The sequence below is a fragment of the Bradyrhizobium symbiodeficiens genome (assembly GCF_002266465.3).
Lineage (GTDB): Bacteria > Pseudomonadota > Alphaproteobacteria > Rhizobiales > Xanthobacteraceae > Bradyrhizobium > Bradyrhizobium symbiodeficiens.
The window spans coordinates 4732614-4752728 of sequence record NZ_CP029427.2 but is presented as its reverse complement, the minus strand read 5'-3'; the positions used below and the strand labels follow the sequence as shown (position 1 = coordinate 4752728).

The following is a 20115-nucleotide window of genomic DNA, read 5'->3' as shown; positions in this document are numbered from 1 at the left end:
TCCCCAAACCCTCAATGATTATGGCCGCGCCTGCGCTGCAAAGGCAATGCCGGGAATGGTGTTGGCCGTCCCGCTGTTGACAAGCCGGTCTGCGTCAGCCACGCGGAAGACATCCAAGGGAGCGACGGTCAGGGGTGACCTAACAGGCGATGCCAGAGCAGCCAGCAGTCGTGAATCCGCCGGTGACCGCCGGCCAACTCCTGACCCATCGCGCCTTCCTGTTCTTCCTGCTCTCGCGCAGCCTGTCGCGCTTTTCCAGCCAGATCGCGGCGGTCGCGATCGGCTGGCAGATCTATGATCTCACCGGTTCGGCCTTCGATCTCGGCATGGTCGGCCTCGTGCAGTTCCTGCCCACCGCGCTGCTGGTGTTCGTCGCCGGCCACGCCGCCGACCGCTATGAGCGCAAGCGCGTGGTCCAGCTCTGCCAGCTCGTTGAGGCCGCCACCGCGGCCTATCTCGCAATCATCACCTATCTCGGCGCGGTCGGCGAGGTGCAGATCTTCATCGCGACCTTCGTGCTCGGCATTGCCGGCGCGTTCGAGAGCCCGACCACGGCGGCGCTGCTGCCGCTGATCGCGCCGCAAGGGTCGCTGCAGCGCGCCACCGCCGTCTCCAGCGGCGCGGCGCAGGTCGCGACCATCACGGGGCCCGCCCTCGGCGGCTTTGCCTATGCGGTCGCTCCGCATCTGGCCTATGCCATGATGGTGTTGTTCTGGATTTTTGGAATGATCCTGACCGGTTTCATCCGGCCGCGCCCGCAAGCCGTCGCGAAGGAGGGAACGGACTCGGACAACATCTTCGCCGGGGTCCGCTTCATCCGCAGCAACCCGGCGATCCTCGGCACCATCTCGCTGGACCTGTTTGCGGTGCTGTTCGGCGGTGTCACCGCGCTGCTGCCGATCTATGCGCGCGACATCCTGCAGACCGGCCCGGTCGGGCTCGGCGTGCTGCGTGCCGCGCCCGCAGTCGGCGCGCTCCTGATGACCATGGTGCTGGCGCGTCACGCCATCTCCAGACATGTCGGCTTGCGCATGTTCCAGGCCGTGATCGTGTTCGGTTTCGCCACCATCGTGTTCGCGCTGTCGTCCTGGATGTGGCTGTCGGTGCTGTCGCTCGCCGTGCTCGGCGCCGCCGATACGATCAGCGTCGTGATCCGCTTCTCGCTGGTGCAGCTGTCCACGCCCGACGAGATGCGCGGCCGGGTCGGCGCGGTGAACTTCCTCTTCATCAACGCCTCGAACCAGCTCGGCCAGTTCGAGAGCGGGGTAGCAGCTGCGCTGCTCGGCGCCATGCCGGCCGCCGTGCTCGGCGGCGTCGCCACCGTTGCGGTGGCGCTCTTGTGGATGAAGCTGTTTCCGAGCCTGCGGAAAGTGGAGAGCTTGGAGTAGGGGAGGCATCGTGTCCCGGACAAGCCGCAACGCACCAACGTTGCGGCGCAGAGCCGGGACCCAGAAGTCCAACAACGAGATCGCGCGGGCGTAGGCCCCGGCTCAGCAGCGCGTCATTGCATGCCACGCTGCGTCCGGGAACGAGACGAACGACCTGGATGCCCCCGAAAGCTGCGGACAAAGCACAGAGGAATCAATGAGATCCCTACTGTGCATGGGGTTGTTTTCGCAAATTTTGCTTTAGCCCCGCCCGACGAACGGCATCTTGGTCGCCATCACCGTCATCGTCAGCACGTTGGCGTCGAGCGGCAGGCCGGCCATGTAGGCGACGGCATCGCCGACCGCCTTGGCGTCCATGCGCGGTTCGTGCTTGGTGGTGCCGTCCGGCTGCAGCACGCCGGGTCCGTTGACCATGCGGTCGGTCATCGGGGTCGCGGCATTGCCGATGTCGACCTGGCCGACCGCGATGTCGTACATGCGACCGTCGAGATTGCTGGCCTTGGTCAGGCCGGTGATGGCGTGCTTGGTCGAGGTGTAGGCCGCCGAGAACGGGCGCGGCGCGTGCGCCGAGATCGAGCCGTTGTTGATGATGCGGCCGCCGCGCGGGCTCTGCTCCTTCATGATGCGGAAGGCGTGCTGAGTGCACAGGAACGGGCCGGTGAGGTTGGTGTTCACCACGGCCTGCCATTGCTCGAGGCCAAGGTCTTCGAACGGCACGGCCGGCGCGCCCATGCCGGCATTGTTGAAGAGCACGTCGAGGCGGCCATAGGTGGCCTTCACCTTGTCGAACAGTGCGGCGATCTGGTCCGGCTTGGTCATGTCGGCGGTGACGCACAGGCTTTTGCCGGCGGGTCCGAGCTTTGCGGTCTCCTCGAGCATGTCGAGCCGGCGACCGACCAGCACCACGGTGAAGCCGGTGTTCATCAAGGCCAGCGACGCTGCGCGCCCGACGCCGGTGCCGGCGCCCGTCACCAGGGCGATCTTCTTTGCTTCACTCATCGTTTCCTGCCTTTTCTTCAGTTGTCAGGTTTTCGGTTCTTTTTCGTTCTTGTAGGGCGGCCGCGGAATGTTCTGATGCGCCGCGCGCAGCGCCGCGGACCAGCGCGAGCGCAGATCGTGGAAATAGGGCTCGCCCGCCTCGATGCGGTGGTTGAGATCGGCATCGCAGGCGTCGGCACGCACCACCAGCACGTCGATCGGAAGGCCGACGCCGAGATTCGAACGCATCGTCGAGTCCATCGAGATCAGGCCGGTCTTCAGCGCCTCGTAAAGCTCGACGTCGTAATGCATGGCGCGGTCGAGCACCGGCTTGCCGTATTTGTGCTCGCCGATCTGCAAGTAGGGCGTATCGGTTGTGCACTCGATGAAGTTGCCGGCGGTGTAGACCATGAACAGGCGCATCCGGGAGCCCTTGATCTGGCCGCCGAACAGGAAGGAGACGTCGAAGGAGACGTCCTCGGATTTCAGCGCCGGGCCTTCGGTGGCGTGCACCGCCCGGATGGCGCGGCCGATGCGCTGGGCGGCCTGAAACATGGTCGGCGCGTTCATCAGCGTCTCGATCTCGCCCGTGTCGGGGTCTTCCAGGCCTTCGGTCAGCGTCGAGAGCACCGACTGGCTGATGGCGAGGTTGCCGGCACTGGCGATCGCCATGATGCGCTCGCCGGGCTTTGAGAAGATGTGCAGCTTGCGGAAGGTCGAGACGTTGTCGAGGCCGGCATTGGTGCGGGTATCGGCGATCATCACCAGACCGTCCCGAACCAGGATTCCGCAACAATAGGTCATTTCCAGTCCCCGAACGCGTTTGCGCGGAATTACTAGCCAATTTCGGGGAGGCATGAAACCCCCGATTCCGGCCGTCATTCCGGGGCGCGACGAAGTCGCGAGCCCGGAATGACGGCGTGAGACAGCAGCCTACTCGGCCGCGTCGACCAGAAACGCCTCGTCGACCGGCACGCCGAGCGCCGTGACCAGCCGGTTGGTCTCCGCGGCCATGCCGACGATGGCGAGCATCTCGGCATATTCGGCCTCGGTCATGCCCTTGGCCCGTGCGCCGGCGGTGTGGGAGTGAATGCAGTAGCTGCAGCCATGTGCGATCGAAACCGCGACATAGAGCATTTCCTTGACCTTGGGATCGAGCGCGCCGGGGGCCATCACCTCCTTGATGCTCTCCCACGTCCTCCGCAGCGTCTTCGGATCATGCGCCAGCGCGCGCCAGAAATTGTTGACGAAATCCGACTTCCGCACCTTGCGGATATCGTCGAAGACGGCGCGCGCTTCAGGAGAGAGTTCATCGTCCGAAAGCAGCTTGACGGTTGCCATGGGGTACCTCGCAGGGGAGCAGATCTGATCCCCGCGAGTGTAGCACGGCCCGGGCGTTCGGATGGCTGCGCCTAGCTCTGTCGCTGAGATTGCGATTGCGACGGCCCGCCGCGGCTGGCGTGCTCGACCTTCACGGCCACGGTCAGAGTCTCCGCGCCGCCGCCATAGCGGGTGCCACGCACCGGGGCTGCGCCAAGATAGTCGAGCCCGATCGCGACGCGGACATGGGCATCGGTGGCGCAGATGCTGTTGGCGGGATCGAAGCCGACCCAGCCGAGATCGGGCACATAGGCTTCGGCCCAGGCATGGCCGGCGTCCTGATGCACCGTGCCGTCCGAGCGCAGGAAGTGGCCGGAGACGAAGCGCGCCGGCACGCCGCTGGTGCGGGCGCAGGCGATGAAAATGTGCGCATAGTCCTGGCAGACGCCGCGCTTGAGCGTGAACGCCTCGGCGGCCGACGTGCCGCTGTTGGTCGGGTCCTCGTCGAAGGTCATGTGATCGCCGATCTCCGTCATCAGCGTGTGCAGGAAGCCGAGCGTGTCGCTCTCGGCCTCGCTGCGCAACTGGCGCGCGATCGCCATCATCGCCGGATTGGCCGAGGTGAGGTCGGTGATGCGCAAGAACATGCCTGCCGGGAAGCGCTCGTCGGTGCCGCGCAGCACGCCGCCGGTGTCGTGGGTTTCGATCAGGCCCTCGGCGGTGATCTTGATGTCGCCGACGGGCCCGCAGGACAGCACATGGGTGACGTTGCCGAACGCGTCCTCGTGGGCATCGAGCCTGGTGTCGGTGGAGACGTCGATCTGCCATTCCGCAACATATTGCCCGTCATGGCTGCACGGGGTCATGCGCAGGATCTGGATCACGCTGGTGGCCGGCGGCTCGTAGCGATAGGTCGTCGTGTGCAGGATTCGCAGGCGCATGGTGGACCGTGAAGTTAGTGGTTAGCCTGACTGCTTACCGTGAAGAAGCTCGTCATGCCCGGGCTTGTCCCGGGCATCCACGATCTTCTTCGGCGCGCGAAGGCAAGAACGTGGTTGGCCGGGACAAGCCCGGCCATGACGATATCCCGTTTTCGTCAGCCGGGGGACATCAGATCAGATACTGCTTCGTGATGATTTCGCCCAGCCTGGAATTGTCCGTGATGAATTCCTGAATGAATTCATGCACGCCATGCTGGAAAATGTCGTTCATATTGCTGTGTTCGAGCCGGTTGCGGATGCCGCGGGCGTGGCGCTGGGCCGGGCCCTGGCGGCCATAGGCGACGCCGATCTGGTCGAGGTTGCGCACGAGATTGTCATAGCAGCTCGCCAGCGAGCGCGGCAGCGTGCCGTTGAGGATGAGCAAATCCGCGACCAGCCACGGTTTGAGCGTTTCGCGATAGACCCAGTGATAGGCCGTCAGCGCCGACACAGAGCGCAGGATCGAGCTCCACTGATAGAAATCCAGCGGGCCGCCGACGTGCTCCTCTTCCGGCAGAAGCACGTGATACTTCACGTCGAGAATGCGTGCGGTGTTGTCGGCGCGCTCCAGATGCAGGCCGAGCCGGGAGAACCAGTAGGCGTCGTTACGGAGCATGGTCCGGTACGCCGAGCCGTCGAAGCGCAGCGAGGTCTCCTGCACGAAGCGCAGGAACTTTGCCAGATCCTCGCGCGTCGAGGTGCCCTTGCTCCAGACCGCCTGAAGCTCGATCCACGCTGAGTTGATCGTGTCCCACATCTCGCTGGTCAGTGCGGTGCGCACCGAGCGCGAGTTCAGCCGCGCCGCCTCGATGCAATTCCGGATCGAGGACGGATTGTCCACGGAGAACGAGAGGTAGTCGACCACGTTGTGCTCGTTGGCTTCCTCGTAGGTCTGATAGAAGCTGGCGGCGACGCCGGCGGTGAGCAGCGCCGAGTCCCATTCATTGGTCTTGCCGATATAGGCGGCCGGCAAGGCCGTGACGCGCAGCGTCGCATCGATGGTGCGCGCGAGATATTCCGCCCGTTCGACGTAGCGGGCGAGCCAGTAGAGGTTTTCGGCGGTACGCGACAGCATCTCTCTACTCGTCCAAAATCCAGGTGTCCTTGGTGCCGCCGCCCTGGCTCGAATTCACCACCAGGGAGCCTTCCTTCAGCGCGACGCGTGTCAGCCCGCCCGGCACGATCGTGGTGCTCTTGCTGCCGGTGAGCACGAACGGCCGCAGATCCACGTGGCGCGGCGCGAGGCCGGAGGCTGTGCAGGTCGGGCAGGTCGAGAGCGCCAGCGTCGGCTGGGCGATGAAGCCTTCAGGCTCGCGCTTGAGCTTCTCGCGGAACGCTTCGATCGTTGCCTTGGTCGCGGCGGGCCCGATCAGCATGCCGTAGCCGCCGGAGCCGTGCACCTCCTTGACGACGAGCTCGCTCAAATGATCCAGCACATAGGCGAGGTCCTTCGGCTCGCGGCAGCGCCATGTCTGCACGTTCTTCAGGATCGGCTCCTCGCCGAGATAGAATTTCACGATGTCGGGCATGTAGGAGTAGATCGCCTTGTCGTCGGCGATGCCGGTACCGACGGCGTTGGCGAGCGTGATGTTCCCGGCCGCATAGGCCGACATCAGCCCGGGCACCCCGAGCGCGGAATCGGGGCGAAAGGTGAGGGGATCGAGGAAGTCGTCATCGACGCGGCGATAGATCACGTCGACCCGCTTCACGCCCTCGGTCGTCCGCATGAACACTTCGTTGTTCTTGACGATGAGGTCGCGGCCCTCGACCAACTCGATGCCGAGCTTGTCGGCGAGGAAGGAGTGCTCGTAATAGGCCGAGTTGTAGACGCCGGGGGTGAGCAGGGCGACGGTCGGCTCGCCCGAGGCGCTTAGCGGGGCGACGGAGCGGAGTGCCGAGAGCAGCTCGTCCGGATAGCGCTCGACCGGCGCCACCCTGTGGCGGGCGAACAGATCCGGAAACAACCGCATCATGATCTCGCGGTTCTCGAGCATGTAGGACACGCCTGACGGCGTCCGCGCATTGTCTTCCAGCACGAGGAAGTCGTTGGCGTCGACCCGGACGATGTCGATGCCGGCGATGTGCACGTAGATGTCGTGCGGCACCTGCTGGCCGTTCATCTCGGGCCGGAACACCGGGTTCTGGAAGATCAGATCTTCGGGCACGATCCCGGCGCGGAGGATGTCGCGGCCATGATAGACGTCGCGCAGGAACATGTTCAGCGCCTTCACGCGCTGCTTCAGCCCCTTTTCCAGCACCCCCCATTCCTTGCCGGACATGATCCGCGGGATCACGTCGAACGGGATCAGGCGCTCGGTCGATTCGGAATCGCCATAGACCGCAAAGGTAATGCCGATGCGGCGGAACAGGAGCTCGGCTTCCTGGCGGCGATATTCGAGCGCCTCGGGAGGCGTCTCCTTGAGCCAGCGTGCCAGCTCCTGATAGGCGGGGCGAAGGTCCCCACCGGGAATATTCATTTCGTCAAACGCGACTGCCATAGATCCCGACGTGTCTCCCTGGCCATGCGGCAAGAGTGCATGACTTTGAGGAGGTAGCAAGGGGCGGGCCAGCGCGATAAGCATGGGGAGAGGGCATTTGCCGGGGATGCTTGGCGGCCTGCCTGAAAAAATGGCTGAGGACTGCTTATTTCGGCAGCAAAACCGCGTGACTTCAACGCGTTACCTCGGCAAAGTCGGGACCAGAGGTGAGGGACTTAAGGTATGAGCGAGATCGTCACGGCGGGCATTCTGGTCATCGGGGATGAAATCCTGTCCGGCCGGACCAAGGACAAGAATATCGGCTTCATCGCCGAATACCTCACCAACATCGGCATCGACCTGAAGGAAGTCCGGGTCGTCTCCGACGACGAGCCCGACATCATCGCGGCCCTGGATGCACTGCGGCATCGCTACACCTATGTCTTCACCACCGGCGGCATCGGCCCGACCCATGACGACATCACCGCCGACAGCGTGGCCAAGGCGTTCGGCGTCGGCATCGACCATCACCCGGAGGTGGTCGCCCGCTTCCGCGAGCGCTGGAGCGAGCAGGACCTCAACGAGGCCCGCCTGCGCATGGCCCGCATCCCCGATGGTGCCGAACTGATCCAGAGTGCCACCATCCTCGCCCCCGGCTTCAAGATCGGCAATGTCATCGTGATGGCCGGCGTGCCATCGATCATGCAGGCCATGATGGACATCGTCTCGCCCAAGCTGAAATCGGGCGTGCGCATGCTCTCCGAATCGGTCCGCGCCAATGCGCGCGAAGGCGACATCGGCAGCCCCTTGCGGGAAATCGCCGCCGCCCATCCCGACACCATCATCGGCAGCTATCCCTTCATGGACGAGGAGCAGAAGCCGAATACGAACCTCGTGGTGCGCTCGCGCGATGCGGACAAGCTCGCGGCAGCGATGGCCGCGGTGAAGGAAATGCTGGCGGGATTGAACATCACCCGTTAGCAGGGAATTTGCCGGCAGGCGAAGCAGGAGACGACAATGGCTGGTGAAGCACCGGAACTGAGCGCACAGGAGCGGTCGGGCAGGGCCTTCCCGGTCTCGTGGGACCAGTTCCACCGCGACTGCCGGGCACTGACCTGGCGGCTCAACGAGGTCGGCCCGTTCCACGCCGTGATCGCGATCACTCGCGGCGGCCTGGTGCCGGCCGCGATCGTGGCGCGCGAGCTCGGCGTGCGTGTCATCGATACGGTCTGCATCGCCAGCTACGACCACGACAAGCAGGGCGAGCTCCAGGTCCTCAAGGGCATTTCGGAGCAGGCCATGAAGCTCGGCGGCGGCACCGGCAAGGGGCTCTTGATCGTCGACGACCTCGTCGACACCGGCAAGACCGGCAGGCTGGTGCGCGAGATGCTGCCCGATGCGCATTTCGCCACCGTCTACGCCAAGCCGAAGGGCCGCCCGCTGGTCGACACCTTCATCACGGAAGTCTCGCAGGACACCTGGATCTTCTTTCCCTGGGACACCGCGTTGTCCTATCACCCGCCGCTGCGCGACGGCGCGGCGTGATCGGCGCGAGTGGCGAATGGCGAATAGAAGGGCTTCCACTCGCCATTCGCCAATCGCTACTCACCCGCTCCAGAACCGCGTCACGCCCACCGGCGACATCATCGCCACGCCGCATCGCGGCCTGTTCACCGGCAATCGCGGCATCATCCACGATCCCGCGACGAAGACGCTGCTGAACAAGCGCTGGTCGTCGCCGGCGTGGATTACATGTCTGTGTGAATTCCGCGGCTGGCGTCGGCCGGTGATGGCGCGGCGGAGCTGGACCGAGTTGTTCTTTCTCGACGAAGCCACCGCCTTTGCCGCCGGCCATCGTCCCTGCTTCTTCTGCCGGCGCGAGGATGCCAACCGCTTTCGCGCGGCGTGGGAGACGGGGAATGGCGTGAGCAAGGTGAGTGCGAAGGCGATGGACGCCCAGCTCCACCTGGAGCGTCTGGATCATGGCCGCAAGCGCCTGCACGCGCTGCCGATGCCGGTGGCAGAATTGCCCGACGGCGCGATGGTGCAGCAGGGCGAGGAAAGCTTTCTGGTGACGAAGGCTCGGCTGTGGCGATGGTCGCCAGCCGGCTATGCCCGCGCCAGCAACGAGCTGGAGAGCCCAATGCTGCTGACGCCCCCGTCGACATTGCGTGCGCTGAGCGCCGGATATCAACCGGCGCTGCATCCGACGGCGCTGGATTAGCAGAGCGGTCTGCGGACCCTTGCCATTTATCCCAATTTCTCTCGCGCCAGCGCGGCGCCGGCGCCGAGCGCCATCAGCTTGGCTTCGGCGATCTCGCGCCGCATCGGCGCCATGCCGCAATTGGTGGTGGCGATGATGTTGCTCTTGGGCACGAATTTCGACACCGCGTCGATCGTCTTGACGACATCCTCGGCGGTCTCGACCGTGTCGCTGGCGACGTCGATCACGCCGGCCTGCACGATCTTGTTCTTCAGGAGCGCGAGCAGGTCGAGCGGCACCTTGGAATTGCGGCACTCGATTGCGACTTGCTGGATCGGGCTGGCGTCGATCGCCGGAAAGATCTGCTCGTATTGGCGCCACTGCGTGCCGAGCGTCTCCTTCCAGTCGGTGTTGGCCTTGATGCCGTAGCCGTAGCAGATGTGAACGGCGGTGGCGCAGGTCAGCCCCCGCGCGGCCCGCTCCAGCGCCTTGATGCCCCAATCGTTGACCTCGTCCATGTAGACATTGAAGGCGGGCTCGTCGAACTGCACGAGATCGACACCATCGGCCTGCAAGGCCTTGGCTTCCTCGTTCAGCAGTTCGGCGAAGGCGAACGCCATCTTGACGCGATCGCCATAGTAGCGATCGGCAATGGTGTCGATGATGGTCATCGGGCCGGGCAGGGTGAACTTCAGCTTCCTCTTCGTGTGCGTGCGCGCCACGCGCGCCTCGAAGGCATGGACGCGCTCCTTCAGCCGTAGCGGGGCGACCACCTGTGGCACCATCGCCTTGTAGCGGTCCTTGCGGATGCCCATCTCGACCTTGTGGGCGAAATCGATGCCTTCGATCTTCTCCAGAAAGCCGTGCACGAAATGCTGCCGGGCCTGCTCGCCCTCGGTGAGGATGTCGATTCCGGCGTCCTCCTGGATCTTCAGCCAGATCAGCGTCGCATCGCGCTTGGCGCGCAGCAGCTCGTCGCCCTGCGCCTTCCAGGGGGCCCAGAGCATGTTGGGCTCGGCGAGCCATTCCGGCTTCGGCAAGGAGCCGGCGATCGTGGTTGGAAACAGCATGGCGGCCCTCCCGGCGGGTTGTGTTGCGCCCCTTCCTGCCATGTCCTAACGTCGAGGTACAGAACAACAAAAGTCGCTCTCCAGTCCGGTGACGAAAGCAGGGAAGGCCAAAGGAAAGGTCATGATCGACCTCTATTACGCGCCGACGCCGAACGGCTGGAAAATCTCGATCATGCTGGAGGAACTCGGGCTTCCTTACACCGTGAAGCCCGTCAACATCCGTGCCGGCGAGCAGTTCAGCCCGGAGTTTCTCGCGATCTCCCCGAACAACCGGATTCCCGCAATCGTCGATCACGCGCCCGCCGATGGCGGCGAACCGTTCTCGGTGTTCGAGACCGGCGCGATCCTGATCTATCTCGCGGAGAAGACCGGCCGCTTTCTGCCCACCGATTTGCGTGGACGATCCACCACGATTCAGTGGGTGATGTGGCAGATGGCAGGCCTTGGTCCGATGCTCGGCCAGCACGGCCATTTCGCGCTCTATGCGGCGGAGAAGATCCCCTATGCGATCGAACGCTACCGCGACGAGGCCGCGCGGCTCTATGGCGTGCTCGACCGGCAACTCGGCAAGACCGGCGCCTATGTTGCCGGCGACTATTCCATTGCCGACATCGCCTGCTTCCCCTGGACCATGACCCACAAGGCGCAGGGCTTTACGCTGGACGACTATCCAAACGTCAAACGCTGGTATGCCGAGGTCCGCGCCAGGCCGCAGGTGCAGGCGGGGCTTGCGATCGGAAAGTTCGTGAAAGAGCCGTTCGACGAGGAATCACGCAAGATCATGTTCGGGCAACGGGCTAAGGAAGTGTTGGGAAAGAAGTGACGGCCACGCCGTCATTCCGGGGCGCGACGACGTCGCGAGCCCGGAATCCATCGAGCTTCAGCGAATGCTGCGAAATGGATTCCGGGCTCGCGCCCAAGAGGGCGCGCCCCGGAATGACGAGAGCACAAAGGAAACGCCATGATCGAATTCTTCTTCGACTGCTCCAGCCCCTGGACCTATCTCGCCTTCCACAACATCCAGCCGCTCGCCAGGGAATTGGGCGTCGAGATCGGCTGGCGGCCGATCCTGGTCGGCGGCATCTTCAACACGGTCAATCCGAGCGTCTATGCGCAGCGCGAGACGCCGGTGCCGCTGAAGGCGCGCTACATGAAGAAGGACCTCGCCGACTGGGCGCGCTCGGCCGGCCTTGCGATCAAGATGCCGCCGACCGTGTTTCCCGTCAACAGCGTCAAGGCGATGCGCGGCTGCATCTGGCTCGGAAAGGACATGGTGCCGTTCGCGACGGCCGTGTTCGAGGCCTATTGGGGCGAGGACAAGGACATCTCGCAGGACGCGGTGCTCGCGGAGATCTGCAAGCGGGTCGGCATCGACGAGAAGGGATTCTTCGCCGGCATCTCGGCGCAAGCGATCAAGGATCAGCTCAAGGCGAATACGGAAGAGGTCGTCGCCCGCGGCGGCTTCGGCTCGCCGACGATCTTCGTCAACAAGACCGACATGTATTTCGGCAATGACCGGCTGCCGCTGATCCGGGATGCGCTGTTGCGCAGCAAGGCGAGCGCGGCCTGATGGTGCGCGCCGTCGTCTGTCGCGCGCTCGGCGCGCCCGAAACCTTGCGGCTGGAAGAGTTTCCGTCGCGCGCCCTGAGGCCGGGCGAGGTGCGGGTCGCGATCCGTGCCGCCGGGCTGAACTTTCCCGACGTGCTGATGGCCGCCGGCCAATATCAGCTCAAGCCCGAGCTGCCGTTCACGCCCGGCATGGAAGCCGCCGGTGACGTCACCGAAATCGGCGCCGAGGCGAGAGGTGTAGCCGTCGGAGACAAGGTCATCGTCAAGATGCGGCACGGCGCGTTCACTGACGAGGCCGTGGTCACGCCGTCGCAGCTCACGCCGATGCCATCGACATTCGACTACGCGGAAGCTGCGACCTATCTCGCCGGCCATGGCACCGCCTATCATGCGCTGATCGATCGCGGCCGGATCGAGCCGGGAGAGGTGCTGCTGGTCCATGGCGCCGGTGGCGGTGTCGGCCTTGCCGCCGTCGAGATCGGCAAGATGCTGGGCGCGACCGTGATCGCGACCGCGTCCAGCGACGAGAAGCTCGCCATCGCCAGGGCGCGAGGTGCCGATCACCTCATCCGCTATGACTGCGAGCCGTTTCGCGATGCCGTCAAGCGCATCACCGATGATCGCGGCGCGGACGTCGTGTTCGATCCCGTCGGCGGCCAGGTCTTCGAAGACTCGATGCGCAGCATCGCCTGGGGTGCGCGGCTCTTGGTGATCGGCTTCACCGGCGGCATCGGCTCGGCCAAGACCAACCTGCTGCTGATCAAGGGTGCCAGCGTCCTCGGCGTGCGCGCGGGCGAGGCCGTGCGGAAAAATCCGGCGCTCGGGCAGGTGCGCCTCAAGGCGCTGCTGCAATGGGCGGAGGAGGGCAAGCTGCGCCCCAACGTCTCGCACCGTCTGCCGCTGGAAGATTATGCGAAGGCGATGCGGTTGTTGCTCGACCGCAAGGCGATCGGTCGCGTGGCGCTGGTGATGGAGTGACGGTGCCGTAGGGTGGGCAAAGGCGCTCTTGCGCCGTGCCCACCATGTCTCTCGATCGCGAAAAGTGCGTGGGCACGCTTCGCTTTGCCCACCCTACGAGAGGATCACTTGTATTCCCGCTCGCTCCACCACGGGAAATAGTCCGGCATGTCGCTGGACACCTTGTCCTTGAATTGCGCCGGTCGCTTCTCCAGGAACGACACCACGCCTTCCTTGACGTCCCCGGAGCGGCCGCGGGCGTAGATGCCGCGGCTGTCGACCTTGTGGGCTTCCATGGGATCGTCGGCGCCCATCATTCGCCACATCATCTGGCGGATCAGCGCGACCGACACAGGTGCGGTCTTGGCCGCGAATTCCTTGGCGAGCGCGCGGGCGGTCGGCAGCAGATCATCGGGAGCGACGACCTTGCTGACGAGGCGGCCGGCGAGGGCTTCCTGGGCTGGGAAGACACGGCCCGAATAGCACCATTCCAGCGCCTGCGAGATGCCGACGATGCGCGGCAGGAACCAGCTCGATGCCGCCTCCGGCACGATGCCGCGCTGGGAGAACACGAAACCGAAGCGTGCGGCATCAGAGGCGATGCGAATGTCCATGGCGAGCTGCATGGTGACGCCGATGCCGACGGCCGGGCCATTCACCGCGGCGATCACGGGCTTGAGGCATTTGAAGATGCGCAAGGTCACCTGGCCGCCACCGTCGCGCACCTGCGGATCGCTGTAGTCCACCTTGCCGTCGGCGAAGCGCTTCACCGGTCCGCGCCGAGCGTCGCGATCGAAGGTATCAGCACCTGACGATAGATCGGCGCCCGCGCAAAAACCGCGGCCGGCGCCTGTCACGATGATGGCGCGGACGTTGTCGTCCTTGTCGGCGGCCTCGAACGCGTCGATCAGCTCTGCCTGCATCTGCGCGTTGAAGGCGTTGAGCTTGTCGGGCCGGTTGAGGGTGATGGTGAGGATCTGCTCGGCGACCTCGTATTTGATCGTCTCATACGCCATGGTGGTTTCCTTCCTTGCCTTGAATTCTGTCTCGAAGTGACGTCATGCATGGTCGTCACCGTCCGTCTTGCGCGGACTGGGCATGTGGCGGCCGGTACGAGACCGTGGGTGGCCGGGACAAGCCCGGCCATGACAGAATGCTTACTTCGCCGGCGGCTTGGGCCAGGGCCTCTGCGCTCCGCGCAGGCCCTCAAACGCCTTGGCCATGCCGAGCACGCCGATATCGTCGAAGCGGCGGCCGACGATCTGCACGCCGATCGGGAAGCCCTCGGCGTCGAAGCCGCCGTTGAGCGAGACGGCTGGGTTCTCCGACATATTCCACGGCACGGTATAGCAGATGTGTTCGAACGGCCTCATCGGATCGTTGGTGGGCGAGGCCCATTCCGCCGAATAGTTCACGTTCGGCGCGGTCGGCGAGATCACGTAATCGAGTTCGCAGAACAGCTTTGACGCCGCCGCGCGGATCGCCATGGTCTGGTTGAAGCCGCGGATGACATCGACGCCCGACAGCTTCGCGCCGGATGCGCCCCACTCGAAGATATAGGGCAGCACCTTGGCCTGTTCGGCCGGCGTCAGCTTCGACAGATCGTCCCACATGCGGGCCCGCCAAAAATTGTCGAGGCCGTCGAGCATCTCGCGCGTCAGGATGCCGTCGATCTCCGTGACGACGGCGCCAGCAGATTCGAATGCCTTTGCAGCTTTCACCGCAACCTCACGAACGGACCTTTCCGCGGGCAGGCCGACGCCGGCATCGAGCATCAATCCGATGCGTAGCTTGCGCGGTGATTTCTCCAGGCCCTTCCAGTTCAGCGGCTCGGCCGGCAGGCTCATGCCGTCGCGCCGGTCGGGCTTTGCGATCACGCTCATCATCAGTGCGCAATCGTCGACCGTGCGGGTCATGGGGCCGGCGACGCGGCCGACATAGGTCGGATCGATCGGCACGCGGCCGAAGCTCGGCTTCAATCCGACGAGGCCGCACCAGCCCGCGGGCAGGCGGACCGAGCCGCCGATGTCGGTGCCGAGATGCAGCGGGCCATAGCCGGCCGCCGCCGCGGCGCCGGCGCCCGCACTTGACCCGCCGGGATTCTTGGAGAGGTCCCAGGGGTTGCGCGCGAGTGCGTGGAAAGAGGAGAGCCCGGAGGACAGCATGCCGTAATCGGGCATGGTGGTCTTGGCGAAGATGATGCTGCCTGCCTCGCGCAGGCGCGCGGCGGGCGGGGCGTCCTTCTCGGCCGGGACGAGCTTGACGCTGGCGGCGCCCAGCGGCACCGGCACGCCCTTGGTCGCGATGTTGTCCTTCACCGTCACGGGTACGCCGTCGAGCGCACCGGACGGCTCGCCGCCGGTCCAGCGCGCGGTCGAGGCCTTGGCGGCCTCGCGCGCGCCGTCGGGATCGAACGCATAGAGCGCCTTCAGATGCGGTTCCCACGCAGCGACGTGCGCGAGCAAATCCTCAAGCACCTCGCTGGGCGAGAATTGCTTGGCGCGATAGCCCGCGATCAGATCGACCGCGGACAGATCGTGCAGCGAGGTGACCGCCTCTTCAACGCTCTTCTTAGGCATGAGCGCCAACCGGCATGCGGGTCTCGATGATGCGGGCGAACATGCTGGCGCCGATCGGCAGGATCTTGTCGTCGAGCACGAAGCCGGGATTGTGCACCGGCACCGAGCCGTCATGGCCGACCCAGAAATAGGCGCCGGGAATGGTCTGCAGCATGTCGGCGAAATCCTCGCTGCCCATCTTGGGCTGGGCGCGGGTGATGACGTTGGCGGGGTCGACGATAGTGCGCGCGACTTCCTCGACCACCTTGGACTGCTCAACCTGGTTGATCAGCACGTCGAAGGTGTCGCGGATGTCGACGTCGATCACGCATTCGTAGGCACTCGCGATGCCGGCGCAGATCGTACGGATGCGTTCCGCTATCAGAGTGCGGACTTCTTTCGAGAAGGTGCGGATGGTGCCGCAAAGATGCGCGTCGCCGGGGATGACGTTGTAGGCCGAGCCGGCATGGATCTGCGTGATCGAGATGACGGCGGCCTGGAGCGGCTCGACGTTGCGGCTGACGATGGTCTGGATCGCCTGCGCCAGCGTGGTCGCGATGATCACCGCGTCCTTGGAGCGCTCCGGCATCGCGCCATGCGCGCCGTAGCCGGTGATGCGCAGGTCGAAGAAGTCGGCGCTGGCCATCGCCGGGCCGGGCAGGATCGCGATCTCGCCGTGGTTGAGGTCGGGCGCGTTGTGCAGGCCGTACAGCTCGTCGCAGGGGAACTTCTCGAACAGGCCGTCCTTGATCATCGCGCGGGCGCCGCCGAGACCTTCCTCGGCCGGCTGGAAAATCAAATGTACGGTGCCGTCGAAGTTCTTGGTCTCGGCGAGGTAGCGCGCGGTGCCGAGCAGCATGGTGGTGTGGCCGTCATGGCCGCAGCCGTGGAAGCGGCCGGGGATTTTCGAGCTCCACTTCAGATTGGTGTTCTCCTCCATCGGCAGTGCGTCCATGTCGGCGCGCAGCCCGATGCGCTTGCTGCCCGAACCCTTGCCCTTGATGACGCCGATCACGCCGGTGCCGCCGAGGCCGCGATGCACCTCGATGCCCCAGCTCTTCAGCTTGTCGGCGACGATGCCGGAGGTGCGCACTTCCTCGAAGCCGATTTCGGGATGGGCGTGCAGGTCGCGGCGGATGGCGGTGAGCTCGTCGGCGTAACCGTCGATGCGGTCGATCGTGGGCATGTGTCTCTGTCCGGTTAGCGTGAGGGAGGCGTGAAAACGGAGCCGTTCGGCTTGATGCGGATGCCTGGCCGCAGGCGCGTCCAGGGCAGGGTGGCGGTGTCGGCCGGCATCGCGCCGGGGGCGGCGCAGATCATCAGCTCCTCCGCGATCGGCTCGAAATCGGCGCGGAAATGCACAGAGCTCTTGTTGACCAAAATCTTCTGCTCGGTCGGCTCGATGCCGACATAGCGGTACATCGCCTGGTCGGCGAGTTGCGCCTTGTGCGAGGAGACGACGACGCGGACGTCGCCGATGCGCAAGCAAGCTGAGGGGCCCATCTCCATCTCGCGGCCGCCATAGTACGGGCCGGGCGCGATGAAGCGGCCGTCGGAGAGGTTTTCGACCACGAAGGTCTCGGTATAGGGTTCGTCGCCGGGAATGCCGGACTTGCCGCCGAGCGACAGCGTCACGGTGGCACCGACGCCGGCGTCATGCGCGGCCTTGGCCGAGACCGGATCGTAGATCGCGCCGGTCGCCGCACTCGCTCTGTTGCGGACCAGCGCGCGCAGCATGCCTGTGGTGTCGGAATCGCCGCCGGCGCCGGGATTGTCCTGGGTGTCGGCGATGATGATCGGCTTGCTCGCGCCCTTCGCAAGTTCCATGGCGTGCCGCACGCCGTCGTCGGGCGACCAGATCTTGCCGTCGAAATCGTCCTCGTGGCTTTCGATCAGCTTGACGATCGCATCCGCCGCGCGATCGGCGTCCTCTTGCGTCTTGCCGTAGGCGAACACGCTCGGGCCGCAGTCGCGGAAATCGGCGGCGGGAAAGCCCGGTGCGAAAGACAGCGTCGGAACTGCGTCGGTCTCCAAGGCGGCGAGCTTTTCGTAGATGCCTTTGGTCGGCTGGTCGTTGGTGCATTGCCAGCTGATCGGGATCAGGAACGGCAATTGACGGAACGCTTTTGCAAAGCGCTGCTTCGTGTTCAGCAGCAAAGCGAGATGCCGCGCCGAGGCACGGCCGGTCTCCGCCATGTCGACATGCGGATAGGTGCGGTAGGCGATCAGCGCGTCGGCGTGTTCCATCATCTCGGGCGTGACGTTGGCGTGCAGGTCGAGGCTGGTGACCAGCGGAACGTCCTTGCCGATGACGCGGCGCACGCGCGCCAGGATCTCGCCTTCGCCGTCGTCGAGATGCTCGGTCACCATGGCGCCGTGCAGATCGAGATAGACCGCATCGAGCGGGCCGGCGGCCGCGATGCCATCGACCATCAACTTGACGATGCGCTCGAAGGCATCCCGGGTGACGTGCGCCGACGGGCTTGCACCGCAGGCGATCGTCGGAACGAGTTCCCAGCCATTGGCCTCTGCGCCGTCGACGAAGCCGGCAAGGCCGACATTGATGCGGCGCATCACCTTCAGGACGTCGGCGCCTTCAGTCATCGCCGGCCAGCCGCCGCCATGCTGGAAGTCGGCGAAGGTCGCCTTGGTGGGAGCGAAGGTGTTGGTCTCGTGCAGGAAGCCGCCGACGGCGATGCGTGTCATCAATTCTGGTCCGGTGAGCAAAGAGGGGGACGTTAGCCTTGGCCTTGCGGAGAGAGCAAGGCGGGACGCACTCGCGCCGCGCATAGGGTCAAGACGTTTTAGGAATGCTGCTCCGCCGTCATTCCGGGGTGCGCCAGTTGGCGCGAGCTAGGGTGCGCAATTGCGTACCCGAGAATCCATGGTGCAGCAAACTCTGTAGTTCGGTGCATTCCGGGCTCATCGCTTCGCGATGCCCCGGAATGACGACTGAGAGATTTAGGCGCTCGCCGCCACACCTTCCGACACCGGCCGAAAGTTCGCGAAATCCCAACCACGGCCCGGTGCTGCTTCCAGCAGAGCCCTTGTATAATCCTCTTTCGGATGCGTCAGCACCTCGGCGGCTGGGCCTTGCTCGACGACGCGGCCGTGCTGCATCACCACGACCTCGTCGCAGATCTGGGCGGCAACGCGCAAATCGTGGGTGATGAACAGGATCGCGATGCCGAGCCGATTCTGGATCTCGTCGAAGAGTTCCAGCACCTGTGCCTGGACCGAGACGTCGAGCGCCGAGACGGCTTCGTCCGCGACCAGCACGTCGGGATCGAGCGCGAGCGCACGGGCGATGGCGATGCGCTGGCGCTGGCCGCCGGAGAACTGGTGCGGATAGCGCGACACGGCGTCGGCCGGCAGGCCGACCAGCTCGAGCAGCTCGCGAGCGCGTTTCATCGCGTCGGCATGCGCGACGCCGTAATTGATCGGACCTTCGGCGATGCTCTCGCCGACGGTGACGCGCGGGTTGAGCGAGCGGTAGGGATCCTGGAACACGATCTGGATCTTCTTGCGGTGCGGCTGCAGCAGGCGGCGCGAGATGTCGGCGATCTCGCGGCCGGCGAGGCGCACGCCGCCGGAGGTCGGATCGATCAGGCGGACGATGCAGCGCGCCACCGTCGACTTGCCGGAGCCGCTTTCGCCGACGATGCCGAGCGTGCGGCCCTTGCGCAGCGTCAGCGTCACCTTGTCGGCGGCAACGACCTCGCGGCCTTTGCCGAAGAACGCGCGCTCCTTGTAGACCTTGCTGAGCTCGTTGGCTTCCAGCACGACAGGCTCGCGGCTCTCGTCGCGCGCCGCCCGCGGCACCAGGCTCGGCACCGCCGCGAGCAGATTGCGGGTGTATTCCATGGTCGGATTGCGCAGCACGGTCTCGAGCGGGCCGGTCTCGACCAGCCGGCCCTGACGCATCACGGCGACGCGGTCGGCGATCTCGGCCACCACGCCCATGTCGTGGGTGATGAACAGCACCGCTGTGCCGTGATCGCGCTGGAGGTCGCGGATCAGGGTCAGGATCTGCTTCTGCGTGGTGACGTCCAGCGCTGTGGTCGGCTCGTCGGCAATGAGCAGCTTCGGCTCGAGCACCAGCGCCATCGCGATCATGATGCGCTGGCGCTGGCCGCCGGAGAGGCGGTGCGGATAGGAGGCGAAGATGCGCTCGACCTGGGGCAGGCGCACCTGCTCCATCATCTCGAGGATGCGCTTCTTGCGCGCCCTGGCGTCGAGACTGGTGTGCGCGCGCAGCACCTCGTCGATCTGGCCGCCGACCGGCACCACCGGATTGAGCGCGGTCATCGGCTCCTGGAAGATCATCGCCATCTGCGTGGCGCGAAGCTGGCGCAGGCGGCGGTCGGTCGCGGTGAGGATCTCCTCGCCGACCAGCTTGACGCTGCCGGCGGTGGGCACCAGCGTTCCCTTCGGCAACAGGCCCATGGTGGTGAGCGAGGTCACCGACTTGCCCGAGCCGCTTTCGCCGACCAGGCACAGCGTTTCGCGCTCGCGGACCTGGATCGAGATGCCGTCGATGATCTTTGGCCCGCCCGGCTTCCTGCCGACGGAGACCACGAGGTTGTTGATGTCGAGGATGGTGTTGGTCATCACT

General features: G+C 65.2%; 19 protein-coding genes. 7 read left to right on the top strand and 12 right to left on the bottom strand.

What is annotated here, in order from left to right; translation table 11 throughout:
- Nucleotides 1-149: 149 nt before the first annotated feature.
- Nucleotides 150-1388: an MFS transporter gene (locus CIT39_RS22360; RefSeq protein WP_094972170.1), complete on the top strand. Its 1239-nt coding sequence runs from the start codon at nt 150-152 to the stop codon at nt 1386-1388.
- Nucleotides 1389-1628: 240 nt separating this feature from the next.
- Here the strand turns inward: CIT39_RS22360 and CIT39_RS22355 are convergent, their stop codons facing one another.
- The 6 genes from CIT39_RS22355 to CIT39_RS22330 form a co-directional block, all read right to left on the bottom strand.
- Entirely contained in the window at nt 1629-2387 is a 759-nt protein-coding gene (locus CIT39_RS22355; protein ID WP_094972169.1) for an SDR family oxidoreductase, read from the bottom strand.
- A 24-nt stretch (nt 2388-2411) separates the two neighbouring features.
- Nucleotides 2412-3170, bottom strand: a complete 759-nt coding sequence (locus tag CIT39_RS22350) for a proteasome-type protease (RefSeq protein ID WP_094972168.1) — start codon at nt 3168-3170, stop codon at nt 2412-2414.
- Nucleotides 3171-3299: 129 nt separating this feature from the next.
- On the bottom strand, nt 3300-3707 hold the full coding sequence (locus CIT39_RS22345) for a carboxymuconolactone decarboxylase family protein (RefSeq protein ID WP_094972167.1): 408 nt from the start codon (nt 3705-3707) through the stop codon (nt 3300-3302).
- 71 nt (nt 3708-3778) lie between these two features.
- On the bottom strand, nt 3779-4627 hold the full coding sequence (locus tag CIT39_RS22340) for a transglutaminase family protein (protein ID WP_094972166.1): 849 nt from the start codon (nt 4625-4627) through the stop codon (nt 3779-3781).
- 169 nt (nt 4628-4796) lie between these two features.
- Nucleotides 4797-5741 carry an alpha-E domain-containing protein gene (locus CIT39_RS22335; protein WP_094972165.1) on the bottom strand — a complete coding sequence of 315 codons (945 nt, stop codon included), beginning with the start codon at nt 5739-5741 and terminating at the stop codon, nt 4797-4799.
- A 4-nt stretch (nt 5742-5745) separates the two neighbouring features.
- Nucleotides 5746-7164, bottom strand: coding sequence for a circularly permuted type 2 ATP-grasp protein (locus tag CIT39_RS22330; RefSeq protein WP_094972164.1), 1419 nt, complete (start codon nt 7162-7164; stop codon nt 5746-5748).
- 222 nt (nt 7165-7386) lie between these two features.
- On the opposite strand from CIT39_RS22330, the gene CIT39_RS22325 reads away from it, so the two are divergent.
- Genes CIT39_RS22325 through CIT39_RS22315 form a run of 3 tightly spaced genes read left to right on the top strand, consistent with a single transcriptional unit; the run spans nt 7387 to nt 9367 of the window.
- Complete coding sequence (locus CIT39_RS22325; protein WP_094972163.1) at nt 7387-8124, top strand: competence/damage-inducible protein A; 738 nt, start codon at nt 7387-7389, stop codon at nt 8122-8124.
- 36 nt (nt 8125-8160) lie between these two features.
- The gene (gene gpt, locus CIT39_RS22320; RefSeq protein ID WP_094972162.1) at nt 8161-8688 is read left to right on the top strand and encodes a xanthine phosphoribosyltransferase; all 528 of its coding nucleotides are present in this window, start codon (nt 8161-8163) and stop codon (nt 8686-8688) included.
- A 16-nt stretch (nt 8689-8704) separates the two neighbouring features.
- Entirely contained in the window at nt 8705-9367 is a 663-nt protein-coding gene (locus CIT39_RS22315) for a hypothetical protein (RefSeq protein WP_094972161.1), read from the top strand.
- Between the two features lie 26 nt (nt 9368-9393).
- Here CIT39_RS22315 and CIT39_RS22310 read toward each other — a convergent pair whose 3' ends face one another.
- A complete protein-coding gene (locus CIT39_RS22310) occupies nt 9394-10416 on the bottom strand; it encodes a methionine synthase (protein ID WP_094972160.1) in 1023 nt (340 codons plus the stop codon).
- A gap of 121 nt (nt 10417-10537) precedes the next feature.
- On the opposite strand from CIT39_RS22310, the gene CIT39_RS22305 reads away from it, so the two are divergent.
- The 3 genes from CIT39_RS22305 to CIT39_RS22295 all read left to right on the top strand — a co-directional run bounded on the left by CIT39_RS22305 (nt 10538) and on the right by CIT39_RS22295 (nt 12963).
- Nucleotides 10538-11239: a glutathione S-transferase N-terminal domain-containing protein gene (locus tag CIT39_RS22305; RefSeq protein ID WP_094972519.1), complete on the top strand. Its 702-nt coding sequence runs from the start codon at nt 10538-10540 to the stop codon at nt 11237-11239.
- A 138-nt stretch (nt 11240-11377) separates the two neighbouring features.
- Complete coding sequence (locus CIT39_RS22300) at nt 11378-11986, top strand: 2-hydroxychromene-2-carboxylate isomerase (protein WP_094972159.1); 609 nt, start codon at nt 11378-11380, stop codon at nt 11984-11986.
- A complete protein-coding gene (locus tag CIT39_RS22295; protein ID WP_094972158.1) occupies nt 11986-12963 on the top strand; it encodes an NADPH:quinone oxidoreductase family protein in 978 nt (325 codons plus the stop codon). Before CIT39_RS22300 ends, CIT39_RS22295 begins: the two co-directional genes overlap by 1 nt.
- Before the next feature lie 104 nt (nt 12964-13067).
- Here CIT39_RS22295 and CIT39_RS22290 read toward each other — a convergent pair whose 3' ends face one another.
- The 5 genes from CIT39_RS22290 to CIT39_RS22270 all read right to left on the bottom strand — a co-directional run bounded on the left by CIT39_RS22290 (nt 13068) and on the right by CIT39_RS22270 (nt 20111).
- Nucleotides 13068-13958 (bottom strand): crotonase/enoyl-CoA hydratase family protein, encoded by an 891-nt coding sequence (locus CIT39_RS22290; protein WP_094972157.1) that lies wholly within the window; start codon nt 13956-13958, stop codon nt 13068-13070.
- Between the two features lie 141 nt (nt 13959-14099).
- Nucleotides 14100-15521, bottom strand: coding sequence for an amidase (locus CIT39_RS22285; protein ID WP_094972518.1), 1422 nt, complete (start codon nt 15519-15521; stop codon nt 14100-14102).
- Complete coding sequence (locus CIT39_RS22280) at nt 15514-16686, bottom strand: M20 aminoacylase family protein (protein ID WP_094972156.1); 1173 nt, start codon at nt 16684-16686, stop codon at nt 15514-15516. Before CIT39_RS22280 ends, CIT39_RS22285 begins: the two co-directional genes overlap by 8 nt.
- Before the next feature lie 14 nt (nt 16687-16700).
- Complete coding sequence (locus CIT39_RS22275; protein ID WP_094972155.1) at nt 16701-18206, bottom strand: M81 family metallopeptidase; 1506 nt, start codon at nt 18204-18206, stop codon at nt 16701-16703.
- A 255-nt stretch (nt 18207-18461) separates the two neighbouring features.
- On the bottom strand, nt 18462-20111 hold the full coding sequence (locus CIT39_RS22270; protein ID WP_094972517.1) for an ABC transporter ATP-binding protein: 1650 nt from the start codon (nt 20109-20111) through the stop codon (nt 18462-18464).
- Between the last annotated feature and the right edge of the window lie 4 nt (nt 20112-20115).

Bases quoted from the DNA above. Each gene is read 5' to 3' on its own strand.
- CIT39_RS22305 (WP_094972519.1), top strand. From the start codon at position 10,538: ATGATCGACCTCTATTACGCGCCGACGCCGAACGGCTGGAAAATCTCG.
- CIT39_RS22300 (WP_094972159.1), top strand. From the start codon at position 11,378: ATGATCGAATTCTTCTTCGACTGCTCCAGCCCCTGGACCTATCTCGCC.
- CIT39_RS22345 (WP_094972167.1), bottom strand. From the start codon at position 3,707: ATGGCAACCGTCAAGCTGCTTTCGGACGATGAACTCTCTCCTGAAGCG.
- CIT39_RS22325 (WP_094972163.1), top strand. From the start codon at position 7,387: ATGAGCGAGATCGTCACGGCGGGCATTCTGGTCATCGGGGATGAAATC.
- CIT39_RS22335 (WP_094972165.1), bottom strand. From the start codon at position 5,741: ATGCTGTCGCGTACCGCCGAAAACCTCTACTGGCTCGCCCGCTACGTC.
- CIT39_RS22290 (WP_094972157.1), bottom strand. From the start codon at position 13,958: ATGGCGTATGAGACGATCAAATACGAGGTCGCCGAGCAGATCCTCACC.
- CIT39_RS22360 (WP_094972170.1), top strand. From the start codon at position 150: ATGCCAGAGCAGCCAGCAGTCGTGAATCCGCCGGTGACCGCCGGCCAA.
- CIT39_RS22310 (WP_094972160.1), bottom strand. From the start codon at position 10,416: ATGCTGTTTCCAACCACGATCGCCGGCTCCTTGCCGAAGCCGGAATGG.
- CIT39_RS22285 (WP_094972518.1), bottom strand. From the start codon at position 15,521: ATGCCTAAGAAGAGCGTTGAAGAGGCGGTCACCTCGCTGCACGATCTG.
- CIT39_RS22350 (WP_094972168.1), bottom strand. From the start codon at position 3,170: ATGACCTATTGTTGCGGAATCCTGGTTCGGGACGGTCTGGTGATGATC.
- CIT39_RS22270 (WP_094972517.1), bottom strand. From the start codon at position 20,111: ATGACCAACACCATCCTCGACATCAACAACCTCGTGGTCTCCGTCGGC.
- gpt (WP_094972162.1), top strand. From the start codon at position 8,161: ATGGCTGGTGAAGCACCGGAACTGAGCGCACAGGAGCGGTCGGGCAGG.
- CIT39_RS22275 (WP_094972155.1), bottom strand. From the start codon at position 18,206: ATGACACGCATCGCCGTCGGCGGCTTCCTGCACGAGACCAACACCTTC.
- CIT39_RS22280 (WP_094972156.1), bottom strand. From the start codon at position 16,686: ATGCCCACGATCGACCGCATCGACGGTTACGCCGACGAGCTCACCGCC.
- CIT39_RS22330 (WP_094972164.1), bottom strand. From the start codon at position 7,164: ATGGCAGTCGCGTTTGACGAAATGAATATTCCCGGTGGGGACCTTCGC.
- CIT39_RS22340 (WP_094972166.1), bottom strand. From the start codon at position 4,627: ATGCGCCTGCGAATCCTGCACACGACGACCTATCGCTACGAGCCGCCG.
- CIT39_RS22315 (WP_094972161.1), top strand. From the start codon at position 8,705: ATGGCGAATAGAAGGGCTTCCACTCGCCATTCGCCAATCGCTACTCAC.
- CIT39_RS22355 (WP_094972169.1), bottom strand. From the start codon at position 2,387: ATGAGTGAAGCAAAGAAGATCGCCCTGGTGACGGGCGCCGGCACCGGC.
- CIT39_RS22295 (WP_094972158.1), top strand. From the start codon at position 11,986: ATGGTGCGCGCCGTCGTCTGTCGCGCGCTCGGCGCGCCCGAAACCTTG.